The following is a 17,466-nucleotide window of genomic DNA, read 5'->3' as shown; positions in this document are numbered from 1 at the left end:
CGCGATGCTATTTGTGATAGGGGTGCCCGGACAGAACTGTCCAGGCGCGATAGATCTGTTCGCCAATGAGGATGCGCACCAGAGGGTGCGGCAACGTCAAGGGCGACAATGACCAGCGTTGTTCGCTGCGCGCACAGACTTCCGGGGCCAGCCCTTCCGGGCCGCCCACCATAAGATTCACAGTGCGTGAATCAAGGCGCCAGCGGTCCAGCTCAACCGACAGTTGTTCGGTGCTCCATGGCTTGCCGTGCACTTCCAGGGTCACGATCCGCTCGCCCGGTTGCACTTTTGCCAGCATGGCCTCGCCCTCCTGACGGATCAGACGGGCCACGTCGGCATTCTTGCCACGAGTATTGAGCGGAATCTCCACGAGGTCGAGCGCCAGTTCGGATGGCAGACGTTTGGCATATTCATGCCAGCCTTCTTCCACCCACTTGGGCATGCGCGAACCAACGGCAATCAAACGCAGACGCACAATAAAGCCTTATTCGACTTCGTTGCCTGGGGTGTGGTGCGCCGCGCTCGCAGCACGGCTCTGCTCAGCACCCTGCCAGAGGCGTTCCAAGTCATAGAACTGACGAGCCGCGGCAGTCATCATGTGCACGATAACGTCGCCCAGATCGAGCAGTACCCAATCGCTTTCGCCCTTGCCTTCTTCGCCCAATGGCTGTGCGCCGCGGGCTTTGACGTTTTCGCGAACCTTGTCGAGCATCGCGTTGATCTGACGGTTCGAGGTACCGGTGGCGATAACCATGTAGTCAGTCAGACTGTGCTTGTCTTTCACGTCGATGACCAGGATGTCCTGGGCTTTGACGTCTTCCAGAGCGGCCTTGGTCAGTTCAACCAGCTCTTCGCCGGAAATGTTGTGTTTTTGCTTGGTCATATAAAACTCATTCAGTTCAATTGGGAGCACGGTACAGCCCGTGCTCCTCGATGTAGGCCAGTACGGCGTCTGGCACCAGAAAACGTACCGACTTACCGCTGGCCAGCAGTTGGCGGATCTGGGTGGCAGACACCGATAAAGGCGTCTGCCAGACGAATGTAATGTGCCCGCCGGGCCCCTTAAGGGCCTTCGGATCGCTGACCGCGCGGGCCGCCAGCAGATTGCGCATGGCATCCGGCGACTCGCTGTCGGCGTCCGGGCGCTGGAGCACCACTATATGGCAGTGCTCCAGCAACTCCTCCCAACGATGCCAAGTGGGTAGCCCGCAAAAAGCATCCCAGCCCAGCAACAGGAACAACTGGTCCTCTGCGGCCAGTTCGGCGCGCATCGATACCAGGGTGTCGATGGTGTACGACGGTTTGTCCCGATTCAGTTCACGGTCATCCACCGTCAAGGGCGTCACGCCGGCCACTGCGCAAACGACCATCGCGAGACGGTCGTTTGCGCTGACACTCGGCATTTCGCGATGAGGTGGCCTGGCGCTGGGCGTCAGGCGCAACTCATCGAGTTCAAGCAACGCGGCAACCTCAAGGGCTCCGCGCAAGTGACCGATGTGAACCGGGTCGAACGTGCCGCCCAGCATACCGATACGTTTGGGCAAGACCTCAACGGCCTCGACTACAGCATCCGCGGGAATTGCCGCGTGCTGCACAGGTGCGCTCAAGTCAGGCTGGCTCCTGTCCGCGCAACTGGCCGTCGCCGATCACGATGTACTTTTCGCACGTCAGCCCTTCCAGACCGACCGGACCACGGGCGTGCAGCTTATCAGTAGAAATGCCGATCTCCGCACCCAATCCGTATTCAAAGCCATCGGCAAAGCTGGTGGGTGCATTGACCATTACGGAGCTGGAGTCGACTTCAGCCATGAAACGGCGAACCTGCCCCTGATGATCTGAAACGATAGCGTCGCTGTGATGCGAGCCATAATGGTTGATGTGTTCGATGGCCTGATCCAGCCCGGTCACGATACGAATCGACAGAATCGCAGCCAGATACTCGGTATTCCAGTCTTCTTCGGTGGCCGGAATCGCTTCGATCAGATCGCGGGTGCGCTCGCAGCCACGCAGCTCAACGCCTTTTTCGCGGAACTGGGCAGCCATCTGAGGCAAAAATTCGGCGGCGATGGTCTGATCGACCAGCAGCGTTTCCATGGCACCACAAATGCCATAACGGTAAGTCTTGGCGTTGAAGGCAATGCGCTGAGCCTTGGGCAGATCAGCGTGGGCGCTGACATAGACATGACAGATACCGTCCAGGTGTTTGATGACCGGGACACGCGCATCACGGCTGACACGCTCGATCAAACCCTTGCCGCCACGGGGAACGATGACGTCCACGTACTCGGGCATGGTGATCAGCGCACCAACGGCGGCGCGGTCAGTGGTTTCCACCACTTGCACCACAGCAGCAGGCAGCCCGGCTTCAGCGAGACCACGCTGAACGCAGGCCGCAATCGCCCGGTTGGAGTTAATCGCTTCGGAGCCGCCACGCAAAATAGTGGCGTTACCCGACTTCAGGCACAGACTGGCAGCATCGATGGTCACGTTCGGACGTGACTCGTAGATGATCCCGACCACGCCCAGGGGCACACGCATCTTACCGACCTGAATACCCGACGGCCGAAAGCTCATGTCGCGGATCGCGCCAACCGGGTCGGGCAGATTCGCCACCTGACGCAACCCGACGATCATGCTGTCGATACGTGCGGGGGTCAGGGCCAGACGTTCAAGCATGGCAGGCTCCAGACCATTGGCGCGACCTGCGGCCAGGTCCAGATCATTGGCTGCGGACAACTCGTCGCGGGCTTCGTCCAGAGCGGCGGCGGTGGCAAGCAGGGCGCGGTTTTTCTGCGCGGTGCTGGCACGGCCGATCACTCGCGAAGCTTCGCGGGCGGCGCGACCCAGGCGGGTCATGTAGTCAAGAACGGACTCAGTCATGGTCTCAGAGGTCTTGGCAGAGAAGAAAGCGGCCGATTATAGCTGTCGGGCGACGCTAACGACAGCGGTGACAGGCGGATGGTCGATAACGGGGCGAAATAACGGTTAGTTCTGTTGGAGCGAGGCTTGCCCGCGAACGAATGCGCAGCAGTCGCAAATTGTAATGAATACAGTCAGGTTAAAGTCGTTCCGACTTTTTCGCGGGCAAGCCTCGCTCCAACAAAATCGTGTGCACTGAATTTGAACTGTCACATTCAGCTGCAATTAAGCCGCGCATTGATATGATCAGCGCCCGCCCCTTTTGTGTACCCCGCTATGCCAATCCCCTTGCCCGACAGCTTCTTCAACCGCGACGCCCAGGTTCTGGCGCAGGCGCTGCTGGGCAAAGTGATCAGGCACAAGGTGGGCGATCTTTGGCTTGCCGCGCGCATTATCGAAACCGAAGCCTACTATTTCGCCGAAAAAGGCAGCCACGCATCACTCGGCTATACCGAAAAACGCAGAGCACTGTTTCTCGATGGCGGGCACATATATATGTACTACGCACGCGGCGGGGATTCGCTTAACTTCAGCGCCGAAGGGCCGGGCAACGCGGTATTGATCAAATCAGCCCATCCATGGGTCGATGCCGTATCGGATGCCAATAGCCTTGCCAGAATGCAGTTGAACAACCCCGATGCCAGCGGCGCGCTGCGTGCGCCCGAGCGTCTCTGTGCAGGCCAGACACTGCTGTGCAAAGCGCTAGGCCTTAAAGTGCCGATGTGGGACGCGAAACGTTTCGATGCAAATTTATTGCTCGTGGAAGATGTGGGCCAAACGCCACCCCGTATCATCCAGACCACGCGGCTGGGCATACCTCTGGGCCGTGATGAACACCTGATGTACCGCTTCGTGGACCCTGAATACGCTCGCTTCTGCACACGGAACCCGCTGCGACGCGGTCAGGTCGAAGGGCGCGACTACTTTTATCTCGATCAAGGAAATTAACCATGGGCCAATGGCTCGACAGCATCACCGGCTGGCTGGCGGTCAATCCCTCGTGGCTGAGCGTGGCTATCTTTTTGATCGCGTTCGTTGAATGCGTAGCGATTGTCGGGATTATCGTGCCGGGGACAGTCGTACTGTTTGCTGTTGCAGCGTTGGCCGGCAGCGGGATTCTGCCGCTGGGTGAGGTCCTGCTGCTGGGTTTTCTCGGCGGCCTGTTGGGCGATGCTGTTTCCTACTTCATTGGTCGCAAGTACCATCAGAGCATTCGACGCCTTCCGGGCCTTCGTACCCATCCGGAGTGGATCGGCGGCGCAGAAACCTATTTCCAGCGTTACGGCATCGCCAGCCTGCTGGTCGGGCGCTTCATTGGGCCACTGCGGCCGATGCTGCCCATGGTGGCAGGCATGTTCGACATGCCGTTCCCGCGCTTCGCCGCCGTAAGCGTCATCGCTGCGGTGGGCTGGTCGATTGCTTATCTGCTACCGGGCTGGGCTGCAGGCGCGGCTGTTCGCTTGCCATTGCCGGAAGGTTTCTGGCCTCAGGCGGCCGTAGTCGGCGGTGGACTGGCGATACTGATCGGCGTCGCCATCCAGACCAGCCTGCGCTCCAAAAAGTACGCCACTGAAATCATCGCGGCGACCAGCGCAGTTCTACTTGCCGCCATATTCTTCGGCTGGCCGCACCTGACGCAGCTTGATAACGGCATCATGACGCTGATTCAGGAACACCGCAGCACGGTGGTCGATCAGTTCGTGATCGTTGTGACGGGCCTTGGTGATTTCCGTACCCAGTTCTTCGCCGCAGCCTTGTTGCTGGTGATATTGCTGATCACCCGACAATGGCGGCATGCGCTGTTTGCGTGCATCACCACTCTGGGTACAGCCTGCGCTAATGGCGGGATGAAATGGGTGTTCGCACGCCAGCGTCCGGAAGTGCTGCTTGAACCATTGACGACTTACAGCATGCCGAGTGGACACAGCTCTGCCGCATTTGCATTTTTCATGACCATGGCAGTACTGGCTGGTCGCGGCCAGCCGGTGCGGCTGCGCCTGACATGGCTGATGCTCGGCGGATTACCGGCGATCTCGATTGCCATGTCACGGGTTTACCTCGGCGTGCATTGGCCAACCGACGTACTGGCCGGAATGCTGCTGGCATTCACGCTGTGCGCTATCAGCTTGAGCGTGGTGCAACGTCAATCGTCGCTGCCAGCCTTGCCGGTGCGTATCTGGTGGCTGATATTGCCTTCGCTGGCCGTGCTGTTCACCGGCTTCGCGCTGCACTCGCTGCCCCATGCGGTGCTGCGTTATCAGTACTGACCCAGAAGCTGAGTGAAAGAAACTCCCGGTAGGAGCGAACTTGTTCGCGAGACGATAGACCTGCTTGCACAGAACTGACGCCTCGCCAACAAGTTGCCTCCTACCCGTTCTGCGGTATCAGTACTGATCCATAAGCTGAGTGAAAGAAACGCCCGGTAGGAGCGAACTTGTTCGCGAGACGATAGACCTGCGTACACCGGTATGACGCCTCGCCAACAAGTTGCCTCCTACCCGTTCTGCGTTATCAGTGCTGACCCAGAAGCTGAGTGAAAGAAACGCCCGGTAGGAACAAACTTGTTCGCGAGACGATAGACCTGCTTGCACAGATATGACGCCTCGCCAACAAGTTAGCTCCTACCCGTTCTGCGTTATCAGTACTGATCCATAAACTGAGTGAAAGAAACTCCCGGTAGGAGCGAACTTGTTCGCGAGACGATAGACCTGCTTGCACAGATATGGCGCCTCGCCAACAAGTTAGCTCCTACCCGTTCTGCGTTATCAGTACTGATCCATAAGCTGAGTGAAAGAAACTCCCGGTAGGAGCGAACTTGTTCGCGAGACGATAGACCTGCTTGTACAGAGCTGACGCCTCGCCAACAAGTTGGCTCCTACCCGTTCTGCGTTGTTCCAAGGAGCAGGATCAAGCCTGAAGATCGCCCTGCATTTCGTCGAGCAGATCCTGAATGGCGTCCAGACGATCTTCCGGGTCGTCGATTTCCAGCAGCTCGATCTTGTCCTCTTCGGTGAACGGCAGCAGGTAGGCCAACTGATTGGCCAGCGACCACTGACCATTGGCCTTGAGCCCCATATTCAAGGCCTCCACCATCGGATGCTCAGCCAGGGCTGCCAGCAGCGCTACCAAGTCAGCGTCTTCCTCCTGAAGCGGACGTTCCTGCGGCTCATCCAGCCATTGCACCTGTGCGATCAGTAACTGATCGCGCTGGGTTTCGGTACTCAACACGCGAAACCGCCGCCCGCCTTCGACGCGAATCCCCAGCAGACCGTTGTCCTGCTTCTGGAAGTCACGCACCAGTGCTTCACAGCCAATCAGGGAATATCCGCTGGGAGCATCGCCGACTTCACTGCCCTGGGTGATGCACACCACGCCAAAACCTTCTCCCTGCTTCATGCAGCGCCCGATCATGTCCAGGTAGCGCGCCTCGAACAATTGCAGATCGAGAATGCACCCTGGAAACAGCACAGCGTTAAGTGGAAACAGCGGCAATGTCATACATGCACCTTTAAACGACCAGAGACACCGCCAACGGCAGGAACAACGCCGTCGCGACTCCCATCAGACTCATCCCGAGCGCAGCGAACGCGCCGCACTCCTCGCCTTCCTGCAACGCGATTGAAGTCCCGACAGCATGCGCCGTCAGGCCCAGCGCCATACCCCGCGCAGCAGGATTATCGACCCGCGCCAGCGTCAGCAAGCCGGGCCCGAATATAGCGCCAAGCACGCCGGTGATCAGAACGAACACTGCGGCCAGTGCTGCAACTCCGCCGATCTGCTCAGCCACCAGCATGGCGATCGGTGACGTCACTGATTTCGGCGCCATGGTCATCAAAATCATGTGATCGGCACCGAACCACACACCCAGCAGCAAACACAGCCCGGTGGCGAACACGCCGCCCACTACCAGCGTAGTTAAGGTCGGCCACAACAACTGACGAATTCGACGCAAATTCAAATAAAGGGGCACGGCCAGCGCAACGGTCGCCGGGCCCAGCAGGACGCTGAGGATTTCCGTGCTCTTGCGGTACTCCACGTAGCTCACGCCACAGGCGGTCAGCACACCAATCAGCACCAGCATGGAGATCAACACCGGTTGCAGGAATACCAGACGAGTCTTCTCATAAGCGGCCAGCGCCAGTTGATAAGCGCCCAGAGTAATCGCTATACCAAATAGCGGATGATGAATCACCGACATCCCGGCGCCGTACCAATCAAGCGTCATGATGCCTCCCGGCACGCGCCTGACGTTCGATCAGTTTCTGCATCAGCCATCCGGCAAAAGTCAGGGCAATCAGCAGCGACAGCACCAGCGCGCCGACAATCGCCCAGAAGTCTTCGGCAATCGCCACTGCGTAAACCATCACGCCCACTGCAGGCGGCACCAGCAACAGTGGCAGGTAGCGCAGCAGGCTGCTGGCAGCCTGACTAATGGGCTCACTGACTTCGCCGCGCACCATGAGGAATGCCAGCAACAGCACCAGACCAATGATTGGTCCCGGCAAAATGGACAAGAACAAATGATTCAGCGCGGTGCCGAGCAATTGAAACAGCACCAGCCAGGTCAGGCCCCTTAGCAACATAGAAAGCTCCAGCAGATTCGCGGGCCATTATAAGCACCTTGTAGAGCTATGGATGGGCATTCGCGACATTAGGCTTCCTTGACCAATCCCACTCTCTCTGCTGATCTTGGTGTCGCAAGCGCAGGCAAAATCCTACGCAATAACACGCAAAAAGCGACAACAACATCAGCCAGAACAAGGAGAGTGGACATGCCTTTCGTACCTGTTGCAGAGCTCAAGGACTACATTGGCAAGGAGTTGGGACATTCCGAATGGCTGACCATCGACCAGGAACGCATTAATTTATTCGCTGAAGCCACGGGCGATTACCAGTTCATTCACGTCGATCCGGTCAAAGCTGCGCAGACGCCATTTGGCGGGACCATCGCCCACGGTTTCCTGTCGTTATCGTTGATTCCCAAGTTGATGGAAAACCTGCTGGTGCTGCCTGACGGTTTGAAAATGGTGGTCAACTATGGGCTGGACAGCGTTCGCTTCATTCAGCCAGTCAAAGTCGATTCACGCGTTCGTCTAAAAGTCGCGCTGACTGAAGTCACCGAGAAAAAACCCGGTCAATGGCTGCTCAAAGCCACGGCCACACTGGAAATCGAAGGGCAGGAAAAGCCCGCATTCATCGCCGAACCTTTGTCGTTGTGCTTCGTGTAAAACGGCCGAAACACGAAACAGTCGTTACAGACTGTTTCGTCACTAATACTCGCTGCGGCATACTCCCTGCGGCTGTGCACATAACGCCACCTGATCGTCACTTGCACGCCTGAAATCATCTTGCTCAGGATTGACCATGCGCGCGCTTGTTCCCTTGGCTCTGACTCTTCTTCTCGCTGCTTGCGGAGAGGGCGAACCGCTGTCCCCTCCTGACGCGCGCCTGCCAGACGGCGGTCGATATCGTGGCGACGTGGTCAATGGCTTGCTGCAGGGCCAGGGCCGCATCGACTATCCCAACGGCAGTTGGTATGCGGGGGAATTTCACGACGGTCTATGGCAGGGCCACGGCGAATGGCATGCGAGTAATGGCGACACCTATAAAGGTGGCTTCGCCAACGGTCTGTTCGACGGTGAAGGCACACTGACTACTCACGGTGGTGTCTACGTCGGAGGTTTCAAACAAGGACGCCGCGAAGGCGAAGGTACGCTCAAAGAGAAGGGCCTGACTTATCGCGGGGCCTTCAAGGCTGACCAATACGAAGGGTTGGGCCGTATCGAACTCGAAGACGGCAGCCAGTACCAAGGCATGTTTGCCCGCGGCAAGCCCAATGGCGAAGGTCTGCGCAGCGACGCCAGCGGTAACCAGTTCAGCGGCAAATTCGTCAACGGCAAGCTGGAAGGCAACGGCAGCTTTACCAGTGCCGAAGGCGATCAGTACGTCGGCGGCTTTCGTAACAACCAACTGGATGGCCGCGGCCGCTACGAAAATAGCGATGGCGACGTGTGGGTGGGCCAGTTCAGAGCAGGCGCATTAAACGGCAAAGGCGAATTGATCGGTGCCGATGGCAGCCGCTACCAAGGGGAATTCACTAACTGGCGCTTTACCGGCCAAGGCCGCTTGAGGCTGGTGGATGGCACGACTTACGTTGGGCAATTCGCTGATGATGTCTACCAGGGCCAAGGCGTGCTGACTCCGATTCAGGGCAGCGTGCAAAGCGGCACATGGGCCAACGGACAATTGATCCGCGACGCCAAGGGCAAACTGCTGCCCGATACGCTGGAGGCTGGCTTGCTGGCCCAAGGCCCGCTGCTGGAGAAATCTCTCGCTGCGGTACCGGCCTCAACGCCTTCAGTAGAGCTGTTCAGCCTGGTGGTGGGCGGCGACGGCAAACAAAGCGTGTTCCTGCGCGAAGCCGACTACGTCAACAATTTGCTGGCCTCACGCTTCGGCGCTTTTGGGCAGATTACGCTGGTCAACCATCGCGACCACATGATTGATCGTCCTCTGGCCACTCGGGAAAGCATCAGCCGCGCAGTGAAAACCCTGGCACAACGCAGCGGCCCGGAAGATCTGGTGTTCATTTACCTGACCAGCCACGGCACTTCCGAGCATGAACTGGTACTCGATCAGCCTCGTCTGGAACTGGCCGACCTGCCCGCCGACGAACTGGCTGAAGCACTGGCCCCCTTGAAGAATCGCGACAAAGTCATCGTCATTTCAGCCTGCTACTCCGGCGGCTTCATCCCGGCACTGAAAGACGAGCGCACGCTGGTCATGACCGCCTCCCGTGCTGACCGGGTTTCTTTTGGCTGCTCGGAAGAAGCGGACTTCACTTATTTTGGTGATGCACTATTTGCCAAGGCGCTGGTCGAAACCGATGACCTGCAACAAGCTTTCAGCGACGCCAAAGCTTTCGTCGCAGAGCGTGAGATTGCAGATAACTACGAAGCGTCTGAGCCGCAGATCTGGGCACCCAAGGGCGTGATCTCCCGCTGGCAATTGCTGCGCAAGAACCAGGCGGAACGGGCCCTGAACACCGCGATGATCCGCAAGGAAGCGAAGACTGCTGCAAGCCACTAAGCTGTCGGTATCAAGGGAGAATGCTATGTACTTGACGCCTCAACACATCCTGCTTGCGGGAGCTACCGGTCTCACTGGCGAACACTTGCTGGATCGCCTGCTCAATGAACCCACCATCAGTCGCGTATTGGCACCGACGCGTCGGCCAGTGCCTGAGCATTCACACCTGGAAAACCCGGTCGGCGATCTGAGCGGGCTGTTGCCTGGCTTGAGTGGCCAGGTCGATATCGCGTTCTGTTGCCTGGGTACGACGATCAAACAGGCAGGGTCACAGGAGGCATTCAAGGCGGTCGATCTGGATCTGGTCGTGGCGTTCGCCAAGCGCGCGCGAGAGCTCGGCGCGCGGCATTTGCTGGTCATCAGCGCCATCAATGCAGATCCGAAATCCAGCGTGTTCTACACCCGAATCAAAGGTGAGATGGAACAGGCGCTCATCGCTCAGGACTGGCCACAACTGACCATCGCCCGCCCTTCCCTGCTGGTGGGCAACCGCAGCGACCAGCGTCTGGCCGAACAACTTGCTGCGCCCCTGGCCAAGCTGATCCCCGGCAAATACGGCGCGATTGAAGCGTGCACGTTGGGCAGAGCGCTATGGCGTCTGGCGCTTGAAGAGCAATCCGGGGTGCGGATTGTGGAGTCGGATGAATTAAGGCGGTTGGGGAAGTGATGTTCTTATCGAACGATGCTCTCGCGGTTAAAGCCGCTCCTACGAACGCTATATAACCGTAGGACCGGCTTTAGCCGGGAGAGGGCCGGTACATCCAGCGTATTTTTCTGGTCCGGAACAATGTCCTCCCGGCTAAAGCCGGTCCTACGTATTAATGCGCTCAAGCCAATCAGCTACAACCCACCACTCGCCTGAAAGCCCACTCCTGCGGCGGTCAATAGAGACAGTGGCAGCAGCAACGTATCGAGCAACGCGCTGGCCGGAAGGTCCAGCCCTGGATAGCTTGGCGCATGCGCACCAAAGCGGTCCATTGCACAGCAGCCACCTTGCATCGCGTACAAATCCAGCCGCGTGCCGGCGTACACCACTGGCGCGCCGGGCTGTGCTGCATTGAGCGTACGGGCGGTGGCGCAGCCCGTCAGGCTCAATGCCAGCGCGATCAGCAGCAGCTTATTCATCGCCGCCCATGTGATGCTCACCCCAGCGTGGCAGCATGTCTTGCGGAATGTTGAGCAGGTTGAGAATCCGCGCCACAACGAAGTCCACCAGATCATCAATGGTCTGCGGCTGGTGATAAAAGCCCGGCGAAGCAGGCAGAATCACAGCCCCCATGTTCGATAGCTTGAGCATGTTCTCCAGGTGAATGCTGGAAAACGGCGCCTCACGCGGGACCAGAATCAACTGCCGACGCTCTTTGAGGGTCACGTCAGCAGCGCGCTCGATCAGGTTGTTGCAAGCGCCGGTCGCAATGGCCGACAACGAGCCGGTGGAACACGGCACCACCACCATTGCGGCGGGCGAGCCTGAGCCTGAAGCCACCGGAGACATCCAGTCCTCTTTGCCATACACCCGAATCTGCCCGGCGGCAGCGCCGGTGTATTCGGTAAGGAAGGCCTGCATCATCGCCGACTTGGGCGGCAGCGAAACGTCGGTCTCCGTCGCCATCACCAACTGCGCGGCCTTGGAGATCAGGAAGTGTACCTCCCGATCTTCACGCACCAGACAGTCCAGCAGCCGCAAGCCGTACTGCGCGCCGGACGCACCGGTCATCGCCAGGGTAATGCGCTCCGGGCCGCTCATTGCAGCGCCTCGGCGAGTTTGCCGTGCAGGCCGCCGAAGCCGCCGTTGCTCATGATTACCACGTGTGTACCGGGCTGAGCCTGGCTTTTCACGCGAGCAATAATGCCTTCAAGAGAATCACAGACCACTGCCGGTACTGAACACTGCGCAGCGGTCGCGCCCAGGTCCCAACCGAGATTGGCCGGTGCGTACCAGACCACCTGATCAGCCTGCTGCACGCTTTCCGGCAAACCGTCGCGGTGAGCGCCGAGCTTCATGGAGTTGGAGCGCGGCTCAATGATCGCGATCAAGGGTGCATCACCGACTTTCTTGCGCAGGCCGTCCAGCGTGGTGGCGATTGCTGTCGGATGATGAGCGAAGTCGTCGTAGATGGTAATGCCGCGCACTTCCGCGACTTTCTCCATGCGACGTTTGACGCTTTTGAATACACTCAAGGCTTCGACGCCCAGCGCAGGTACGACGCCAACATGGCGTGCAGCTGCAAGCGTAGCCAAGGCATTCGCAACGTTGTGCTGACCGGTCATGCCCCAGTCCACCGTCCCCTGCACTTCGCCTTCGAAAATGACTTCGAACTGCGAACCGTCCTCGCGCAACAAACGCGCTTGCCACTGACCGCCCTGGCCGGTGGTTTGCACCGGCGTCCAGCAGCCCATCTGAATCACGCGGGTCAGCGCGGGCTCGGTGGTCGGATGAATGACCAGGCCTTCGCTTGGGATAGTCCGCACCAAATGGTGGAACTGGCGTTCGATAGCAGGCAGATCGGGGAAGATGTCAGCGTGATCGAACTCAAGATTATTGAGGATCGCGGTGCGTGGACGGTAATGAACGAACTTGGAGCGTTTGTCGAAGAAGGCGCTGTCGTACTCGTCGGCTTCGACCACGAAGAACGGCGTGCCGCCCAAGCGGGCCGACACCGCGAAGTTCTGCGGTACACCACCAATCAGGAAACCGGGGCTCATGCCCGCGTGTTCCAGCACCCAGGCGAGCATGCTGCTGGTGGTGGTCTTGCCGTGGGTGCCCGCGACCGCCAGCACCCAACGGCCTTGCAGCACGTGATCGGCCAGCCATTGTGGGCCGGACACATACGGCAAACCTTTATTGAGCACATATTCAACGGCAGGGTTGCCACGCGACAGCGCGTTGCCAATCACCACCACATCCGGCGCAGGGTCCAGTTGCGCCGGGTCGTAACCCTGCGTCAGCTCGATGCCCTGAGCCTGCAATTGAGTGCTCATCGGCGGATAGACGTTGGCGTCGGAACCGGTCACCCGATGTCCCAACTCTTTGGCGAGCACCGCCAGAGAGCCCATGAACGTGCCGCAAATACCAAGGATATGAATATGCATGACCACCTCTTAAAACATCCGCGCAGGTTAGCTCACAGAGGGTGAAATGGCACTTAGTATCAACACCCGGTAGGAGCGCGCTTGCCCGCGACAGCATTGTGTCGGCCTACACACATGTCGAAGTCGAAATTGCATCGCGGGCAAGCGCGCTCCTACAAAAGCGTATTTGCACCCTTTGCTCTACGCTTGAACAACCGCACGATTCGGAGCTACTGTCTTGTCAGCTCTCCCAACAACAAAAAATCAGGAGAAATCACCATGCGTTACGCACACCCCGGTACTGAAGGCGCTCTGGTCAACTTCAAAGAGCGCTACGGTAACTATATTGGCGGCGAGTTCGTTGCGCCGGTCAAAGGTCAATATTTCACCAATACCTCGCCGATTACCGGCAAGCCCATCGCTGATTTCCCGCGCTCTACGGCCGAAGACATCGACAAAGCCCTGGACGCTGCTCATGCCGCCGCCGACGCCTGGGGATCGACCTCTGTTCAGGCGCGCTCACTGACCCTGCTGAAAATCGCCGACCGTATCGAGCAGAATCTCGAAATCCTGGCGATCACTGAAACCTGGGACAACGGCAAGGCCATCCGCGAAACCCTGAATGCCGACATCCCGCTGGCAGTCGATCACTTCCGTTACTTCGCAGGCGTACTACGCGCTCAGGAAGGCACCGCAGCCGAGATTGACGGTAATACTGTGGCTTATCACATTCATGAACCGCTGGGCGTGGTCGGGCAGATCATCCCTTGGAACTTCCCGATCCTGATGGCCGCCTGGAAGCTCGCCCCAGCCTTGGCTGCCGGTAACTGCGTAGTTCTCAAACCTGCCGAACAAACCCCGCTGGGTATCAGCGTGCTGGTTGAACTGATCGGCGACCTGCTGCCGCCCGGCGTACTCAACATCGTGCAGGGTTATGGCCGTGAAGCGGGCGAAGCCCTGGCCAGCAGCAAGCGCATCGCCAAGATCGCCTTCACCGGCTCGACCCCGGTGGGCTCGCACATCATGAAGCTGGCGGCGGATAACATTATTCCGTCCACCGTCGAGCTGGGCGGCAAGTCGCCGAATATCTTCTTCGAAGACATCATGAACGCCGAGCCCGAGTTCATCGAAAAAGCTGCTGAAGGCGTGGTGCTGGCGTTCTTCAATCAGGGCGAAGTCTGCACTTGCCCTTCCCGCGCGCTGGTACAGGAGTCGATCTACCCGCAGTTCATGGAAGTGGTGATGAAGAAGGTCCTGAAGATCAAACGCGGCGACCCGCTGGACACCGACACCATGGTCGGTGCGCAAGCTTCGCAGCAGCAGTTCGACAAAATCCTCTCTTATCTGGAAATCGCCCAGGGCGAAGGTGCCGAGCTGCTGACGGGTGGCAAAGTGGAGAAACTGGAAGGCGATCTGGCAACCGGTTACTACATCCAGCCGACGCTGCTCAAAGGCAACAACAAGATGCGCGTCTTTCAGGAGGAAATCTTCGGTCCGGTGGTCAGCGTGACTACCTTCAAGGATGAAGCCGAAGCAGTGGCCATCGCCAACGACACCGAGTTCGGCCTGGGTGCGGGCCTGTGGACGCGGGACATCAACCGCGCCTACCGCGTGGGCCGTGCGATCAAGGCTGGTCGTGTGTGGACCAACTGCTATCACCTGTATCCAGCGCACGCGGCGTTCGGTGGCTATAAGAAGTCCGGTGTTGGCCGCGAAACCCACAAAGTCGCGCTTGAGCATTACCAACAGACCAAGAACCTGCTGGTGAGCTACGACACCAACCCGCTGGGCTTTTTCTAAGACGGGTTGATTGACTGCCAATGGCCTCTTCGGAGGCCATTGGTGTTTTTGGAGCCACCCCCAATCCCTGTGGGAGCTGAGCTTGCTCGCGATAAGGCTGGATGCGATCTGAAGTGAACCGTGTCCAGCCTTATCGCGAGCTAGCTCAGCTCCCACAGGAAGGATTGCATTCCAGTTCACAGAGAGCTTAACGCCCCAAAACAGTTCACAAAACGCCGCCACCCACTGCATTCACGACACGCCGCCCCCGGTAATTGGCACCTTGGCCCGTGATGGAGTATTAATTGCTTACTTTGCTGCCTTCGCCCCGTATTTGAACCGGGGCGTCATGGAGATTCTGTATGGCAAGCTTTTCCCACTCCGTCGGCGCACAGACGTATCGCTTTGATAGCCTCAAAGACGTCATGGCCAAGGCCAGTCCGGCGCGCTCCGGGGATTTTCTGGCGGGCGTAGCGGCGCTCAATGATGGCGAACGGGTTGCCGCGCAAATGGCGCTGGCTGATATTCCCCTCAAGCACTTCCTTGAAGAAGCGCTGATCCCGTATGAACAGGACGAAGTCACCCGACTGATCATCGACACCCACGACACACTGGCTTTCGCCCCCGTCAGCCATCTGACTGTCGGCGGTTTCCGTGACTGGTTGCTCAGCGATAAAGCCGACGAAGCCAGCCTGCGCGCCCTCGCCCCTGGCCTGACGCCGGAAATGGCCGCTGCTGTGTCGAAGATCATGCGCGTTCAGGACCTGGTACTGGTGGCGCAGAAGATTCGTGTGGTCACAAAGTTTCGCGGCACTCTGGGCCTGCGCGGTCGACTGTCGACACGCCTGCAACCCAATCACCCTACCGACGAACCTTCAGGTATCGCGGCAAGCATTCTCGACGGTCTGCTGTACGGTAACGGCGACGCCATGATTGGCATCAACCCGGCCACGGACAGCACCTCGTCCATCGTCGCCCTGCTGGAAATGCTCGACGCAATCATCCAGCGCTATGAAATCCCGACCCAGGCCTGTGTGCTGACCCACGTCACCACCTCGATTGAAGTCATCAACCGCGGCGTACCGGTGGACCTGGTCTTCCAGTCGATTACCGGCACCGAAGCGGCCAACTCCAGTTTCGGCATCAACCTCAATCTGTTGCAGGAAGGTTATGAAGCGGGGTTGAGCCTCAATCGCGGCACGCTGGGCCAGAACCTGATGTATTTCGAGACAGGTCAGGGCAGCGCACTGTCGGCCAACGCCCATCACGGCCTCGATCAACAAACCTGCGAAACCCGCGCCTACGCCGTGGCCCGGCACTTCAACCCGTTTCTGGTCAACACCGTGGTCGGTTTCATCGGCCCGGAATATCTCTACAACGGCAAACAGATCATCCGCGCCGGGCTTGAAGATCACTTCTGCGGCAAGCTGCTGGGTGTGCCCATGGGTTGCGACATTTGCTACACCAACCACGCCGAAGCCGATCAGGACGACATGGATACCCTGCTGACGCTGTTGGGCGTGGCGGGCATCAATTTCATCATGGGCATCCCCGGCTCTGACGACATCATGCTCAACTACCAGACCACCTCGTTCCACGACGCACTCTACGCCCGGCAAACACTGGGCCTGCGTGCAGCACCGGAATACGAAGCCTGGCTGGAAAAAATGGGCATCTTCACCCAGGCCGATGGCCGTATACGCTTCGGTGACAGCCTGCCGCCCGCCTTTCGCAACGCCTTGGCGCACCTGGCATGAGTGACGAGTTGATGGACGATCTCCCTGAAAGCAGACCCGACAACACGCCAAACCCATGGCTGGAACTGCGCCGCCTGACACCCGCGCGAATCGCCCTGGGCCGCACCGGTACCAGCCTGCCCACCAGTGCGCAACTGGATTTCCAGTTTGCCCACGCGCAGGCTCGGGATGCCGTGCATTTGCCGTTCGATCACGCAGCGCTCAGCGAACAACTGACCGCCAAAAACCGCGAGACCCTGCATTTACACAGCGCCGCAACCGACCGCGACAGCTACCTGCAACGCCCGGACAAGGGCCGTCGTCTGGACGAGGCTTCCGCGCAAACCCTTCGCGATTACGCAGCGGCACATCCCGGCGGGATTGATGTGGCTGTAGTGGTCGCCGATGGATTGTCGGCTCTGGCCGTACATCGCCACACGGTGCCGTTTCTGGCGCGCATGGAAGAACTGGCCAGCGCCGAAGGCTGGACGCTTTCACCGGTGATTCTGGTGGAACAAGGCCGGGTCGCGATTGCTGACGAAATCGGCGAATTGCTCGGGGCGAAAATGTCGGTGATCCTGATCGGCGAACGTCCCGGCCTCAGCTCGCCAGACAGTTTGGGGCTGTATTTCACCTACGCCCCCAAAGTCGGTCTCAATGACGCGCACCGCAATTGCATCTCGAATGTACGACTTGAAGGGCTGAGTTACGCAATGGCCGCGCATCGTCTGCTTTACTTGATGCGAGAGGCCTGCACGCGGGGTATATCCGGGGTCAATCTCAAGGACGACGCGCAACTCAACAGCCTGGAATCCGATGAGCCGTTGAACACGAAAGGCAACTTTCTACTGGCAGGGCCATCGGACTGAGC

The 17,466-nt window shown here is 58.9% G+C and carries 18 protein-coding genes; 8 read left to right on the top strand and 10 right to left on the bottom strand.

What is annotated here, in order from left to right:
• Positions 1-7: 7 nt before the first annotated feature.
• The 4 genes from rlmH to AO242_RS07490 all read right to left on the bottom strand — a co-directional run bounded on the left by rlmH (position 8) and on the right by AO242_RS07490 (position 2,880).
• On the bottom strand, positions 8-475 hold the full coding sequence (gene rlmH, locus AO242_RS07505) for a 23S rRNA (pseudouridine(1915)-N(3))-methyltransferase RlmH (RefSeq protein WP_027902315.1): 468 nt from the start codon (positions 473-475) through the stop codon (positions 8-10).
• A 9-nt stretch (positions 476-484) separates the two neighbouring features.
• Positions 485-883, bottom strand: coding sequence for a ribosome silencing factor (rsfS, locus tag AO242_RS07500; protein WP_027902314.1), 399 nt, complete (start codon positions 881-883; stop codon positions 485-487).
• Positions 884-899: 16 nt separating this feature from the next.
• Positions 900-1,544 (bottom strand): nicotinate-nucleotide adenylyltransferase, encoded by a 645-nt coding sequence (gene nadD, locus AO242_RS07495; RefSeq protein WP_176560584.1) that lies wholly within the window; start codon positions 1,542-1,544, stop codon positions 900-902.
• A gap of 64 nt (positions 1,545-1,608) precedes the next feature.
• On the bottom strand, positions 1,609-2,880 hold the full coding sequence (locus AO242_RS07490) for a glutamate-5-semialdehyde dehydrogenase (protein WP_099268218.1): 1,272 nt from the start codon (positions 2,878-2,880) through the stop codon (positions 1,609-1,611).
• A 315-nt stretch (positions 2,881-3,195) separates the two neighbouring features.
• Between AO242_RS07490 and AO242_RS07485 the strand changes: the two genes are divergently transcribed.
• Positions 3,196-3,867, top strand: coding sequence for a DNA-3-methyladenine glycosylase (locus tag AO242_RS07485; RefSeq protein WP_099268217.1), 672 nt, complete (start codon positions 3,196-3,198; stop codon positions 3,865-3,867).
• A 2-nt stretch (positions 3,868-3,869) separates the two neighbouring features.
• Complete coding sequence (locus AO242_RS07480; protein WP_099268216.1) at positions 3,870-5,186, top strand: bifunctional DedA family/phosphatase PAP2 family protein; 1,317 nt, start codon at positions 3,870-3,872, stop codon at positions 5,184-5,186.
• A 640-nt stretch (positions 5,187-5,826) separates the two neighbouring features.
• On the opposite strand, the gene AO242_RS07475 is transcribed toward AO242_RS07480, so the two are convergent.
• Genes AO242_RS07475 through AO242_RS07465 form a run of 3 tightly spaced genes read right to left on the bottom strand, consistent with a single transcriptional unit; the run spans position 5,827 to position 7,502 of the window.
• Complete coding sequence (locus tag AO242_RS07475) at positions 5,827-6,417, bottom strand: LON peptidase substrate-binding domain-containing protein (RefSeq protein WP_027897921.1); 591 nt, start codon at positions 6,415-6,417, stop codon at positions 5,827-5,829.
• Between the two features lie 10 nt (positions 6,418-6,427).
• Positions 6,428-7,144 (bottom strand): LrgB family protein, encoded by a 717-nt coding sequence (locus tag AO242_RS07470; protein WP_027897920.1) that lies wholly within the window; start codon positions 7,142-7,144, stop codon positions 6,428-6,430.
• Entirely contained in the window at positions 7,134-7,502 is a 369-nt protein-coding gene (locus AO242_RS07465; protein ID WP_099268215.1) for a CidA/LrgA family protein, read from the bottom strand. Before AO242_RS07465 ends, AO242_RS07470 begins: the two co-directional genes overlap by 11 nt.
• Positions 7,503-7,691: 189 nt before the next feature.
• Between AO242_RS07465 and AO242_RS07460 the strand changes: the two genes are divergently transcribed.
• From AO242_RS07460 to AO242_RS07450, 3 genes are all read left to right on the top strand, one after another.
• Positions 7,692-8,147, top strand: coding sequence for a MaoC family dehydratase (locus AO242_RS07460; protein ID WP_027897918.1), 456 nt, complete (start codon positions 7,692-7,694; stop codon positions 8,145-8,147).
• A 136-nt stretch (positions 8,148-8,283) separates the two neighbouring features.
• Complete coding sequence (locus AO242_RS07455; RefSeq protein WP_099268214.1) at positions 8,284-10,008, top strand: C13 family peptidase; 1,725 nt, start codon at positions 8,284-8,286, stop codon at positions 10,006-10,008.
• 25 nt (positions 10,009-10,033) lie between these two features.
• Positions 10,034-10,675, top strand: coding sequence for an oxidoreductase (locus AO242_RS07450; protein ID WP_099268213.1), 642 nt, complete (start codon positions 10,034-10,036; stop codon positions 10,673-10,675).
• 173 nt (positions 10,676-10,848) lie between these two features.
• Here the strand turns inward: AO242_RS07450 and AO242_RS07445 are convergent, their stop codons facing one another.
• The 3 genes from AO242_RS07445 to mpl are packed head-to-tail and all read right to left on the bottom strand — an operon-like array spanning position 10,849 to position 13,101.
• Complete coding sequence (locus tag AO242_RS07445) at positions 10,849-11,133, bottom strand: YceK/YidQ family lipoprotein (protein ID WP_027897915.1); 285 nt, start codon at positions 11,131-11,133, stop codon at positions 10,849-10,851.
• Positions 11,126-11,755 carry a flavin prenyltransferase UbiX gene (ubiX, locus tag AO242_RS07440; protein ID WP_027897914.1) on the bottom strand — a complete coding sequence of 210 codons (630 nt, stop codon included), beginning with the start codon at positions 11,753-11,755 and terminating at the stop codon, positions 11,126-11,128. Before ubiX ends, AO242_RS07445 begins: the two co-directional genes overlap by 8 nt.
• On the bottom strand, positions 11,752-13,101 hold the full coding sequence (mpl, locus tag AO242_RS07435) for a UDP-N-acetylmuramate:L-alanyl-gamma-D-glutamyl-meso-diaminopimelate ligase (RefSeq protein WP_099268212.1): 1,350 nt from the start codon (positions 13,099-13,101) through the stop codon (positions 11,752-11,754). Before mpl ends, ubiX begins: the two co-directional genes overlap by 4 nt.
• A gap of 258 nt (positions 13,102-13,359) precedes the next feature.
• Between mpl and exaC the strand changes: the two genes are divergently transcribed.
• From exaC to eutC, 3 genes are all read left to right on the top strand, one after another.
• Positions 13,360-14,880: an acetaldehyde dehydrogenase ExaC gene (gene exaC / locus AO242_RS07430; RefSeq protein WP_099268211.1), complete on the top strand. Its 1,521-nt coding sequence runs from the start codon at positions 13,360-13,362 to the stop codon at positions 14,878-14,880.
• A 341-nt stretch (positions 14,881-15,221) separates the two neighbouring features.
• Positions 15,222-16,616 carry an ethanolamine ammonia-lyase subunit EutB gene (locus AO242_RS07425; RefSeq protein ID WP_099268210.1) on the top strand — a complete coding sequence of 465 codons (1,395 nt, stop codon included), beginning with the start codon at positions 15,222-15,224 and terminating at the stop codon, positions 16,614-16,616.
• An 11-nt stretch (positions 16,617-16,627) separates the two neighbouring features.
• Positions 16,628-17,464, top strand: coding sequence for an ethanolamine ammonia-lyase subunit EutC (eutC, locus tag AO242_RS07420; RefSeq protein ID WP_176560583.1), 837 nt, complete (start codon positions 16,628-16,630; stop codon positions 17,462-17,464).
• The last annotated feature ends 2 nt before the right edge of the window (positions 17,465-17,466 follow it).

This window comes from Pseudomonas sp. ICMP 561 (assembly GCF_002699985.1).
Classification (GTDB): domain Bacteria; phylum Pseudomonadota; class Gammaproteobacteria; order Pseudomonadales; family Pseudomonadaceae; genus Aquipseudomonas; species Aquipseudomonas quasicaspiana.
Note: the sequence above shows the minus strand (reverse complement) of the source record. Positions and strands in the feature narration are given on the sequence as shown.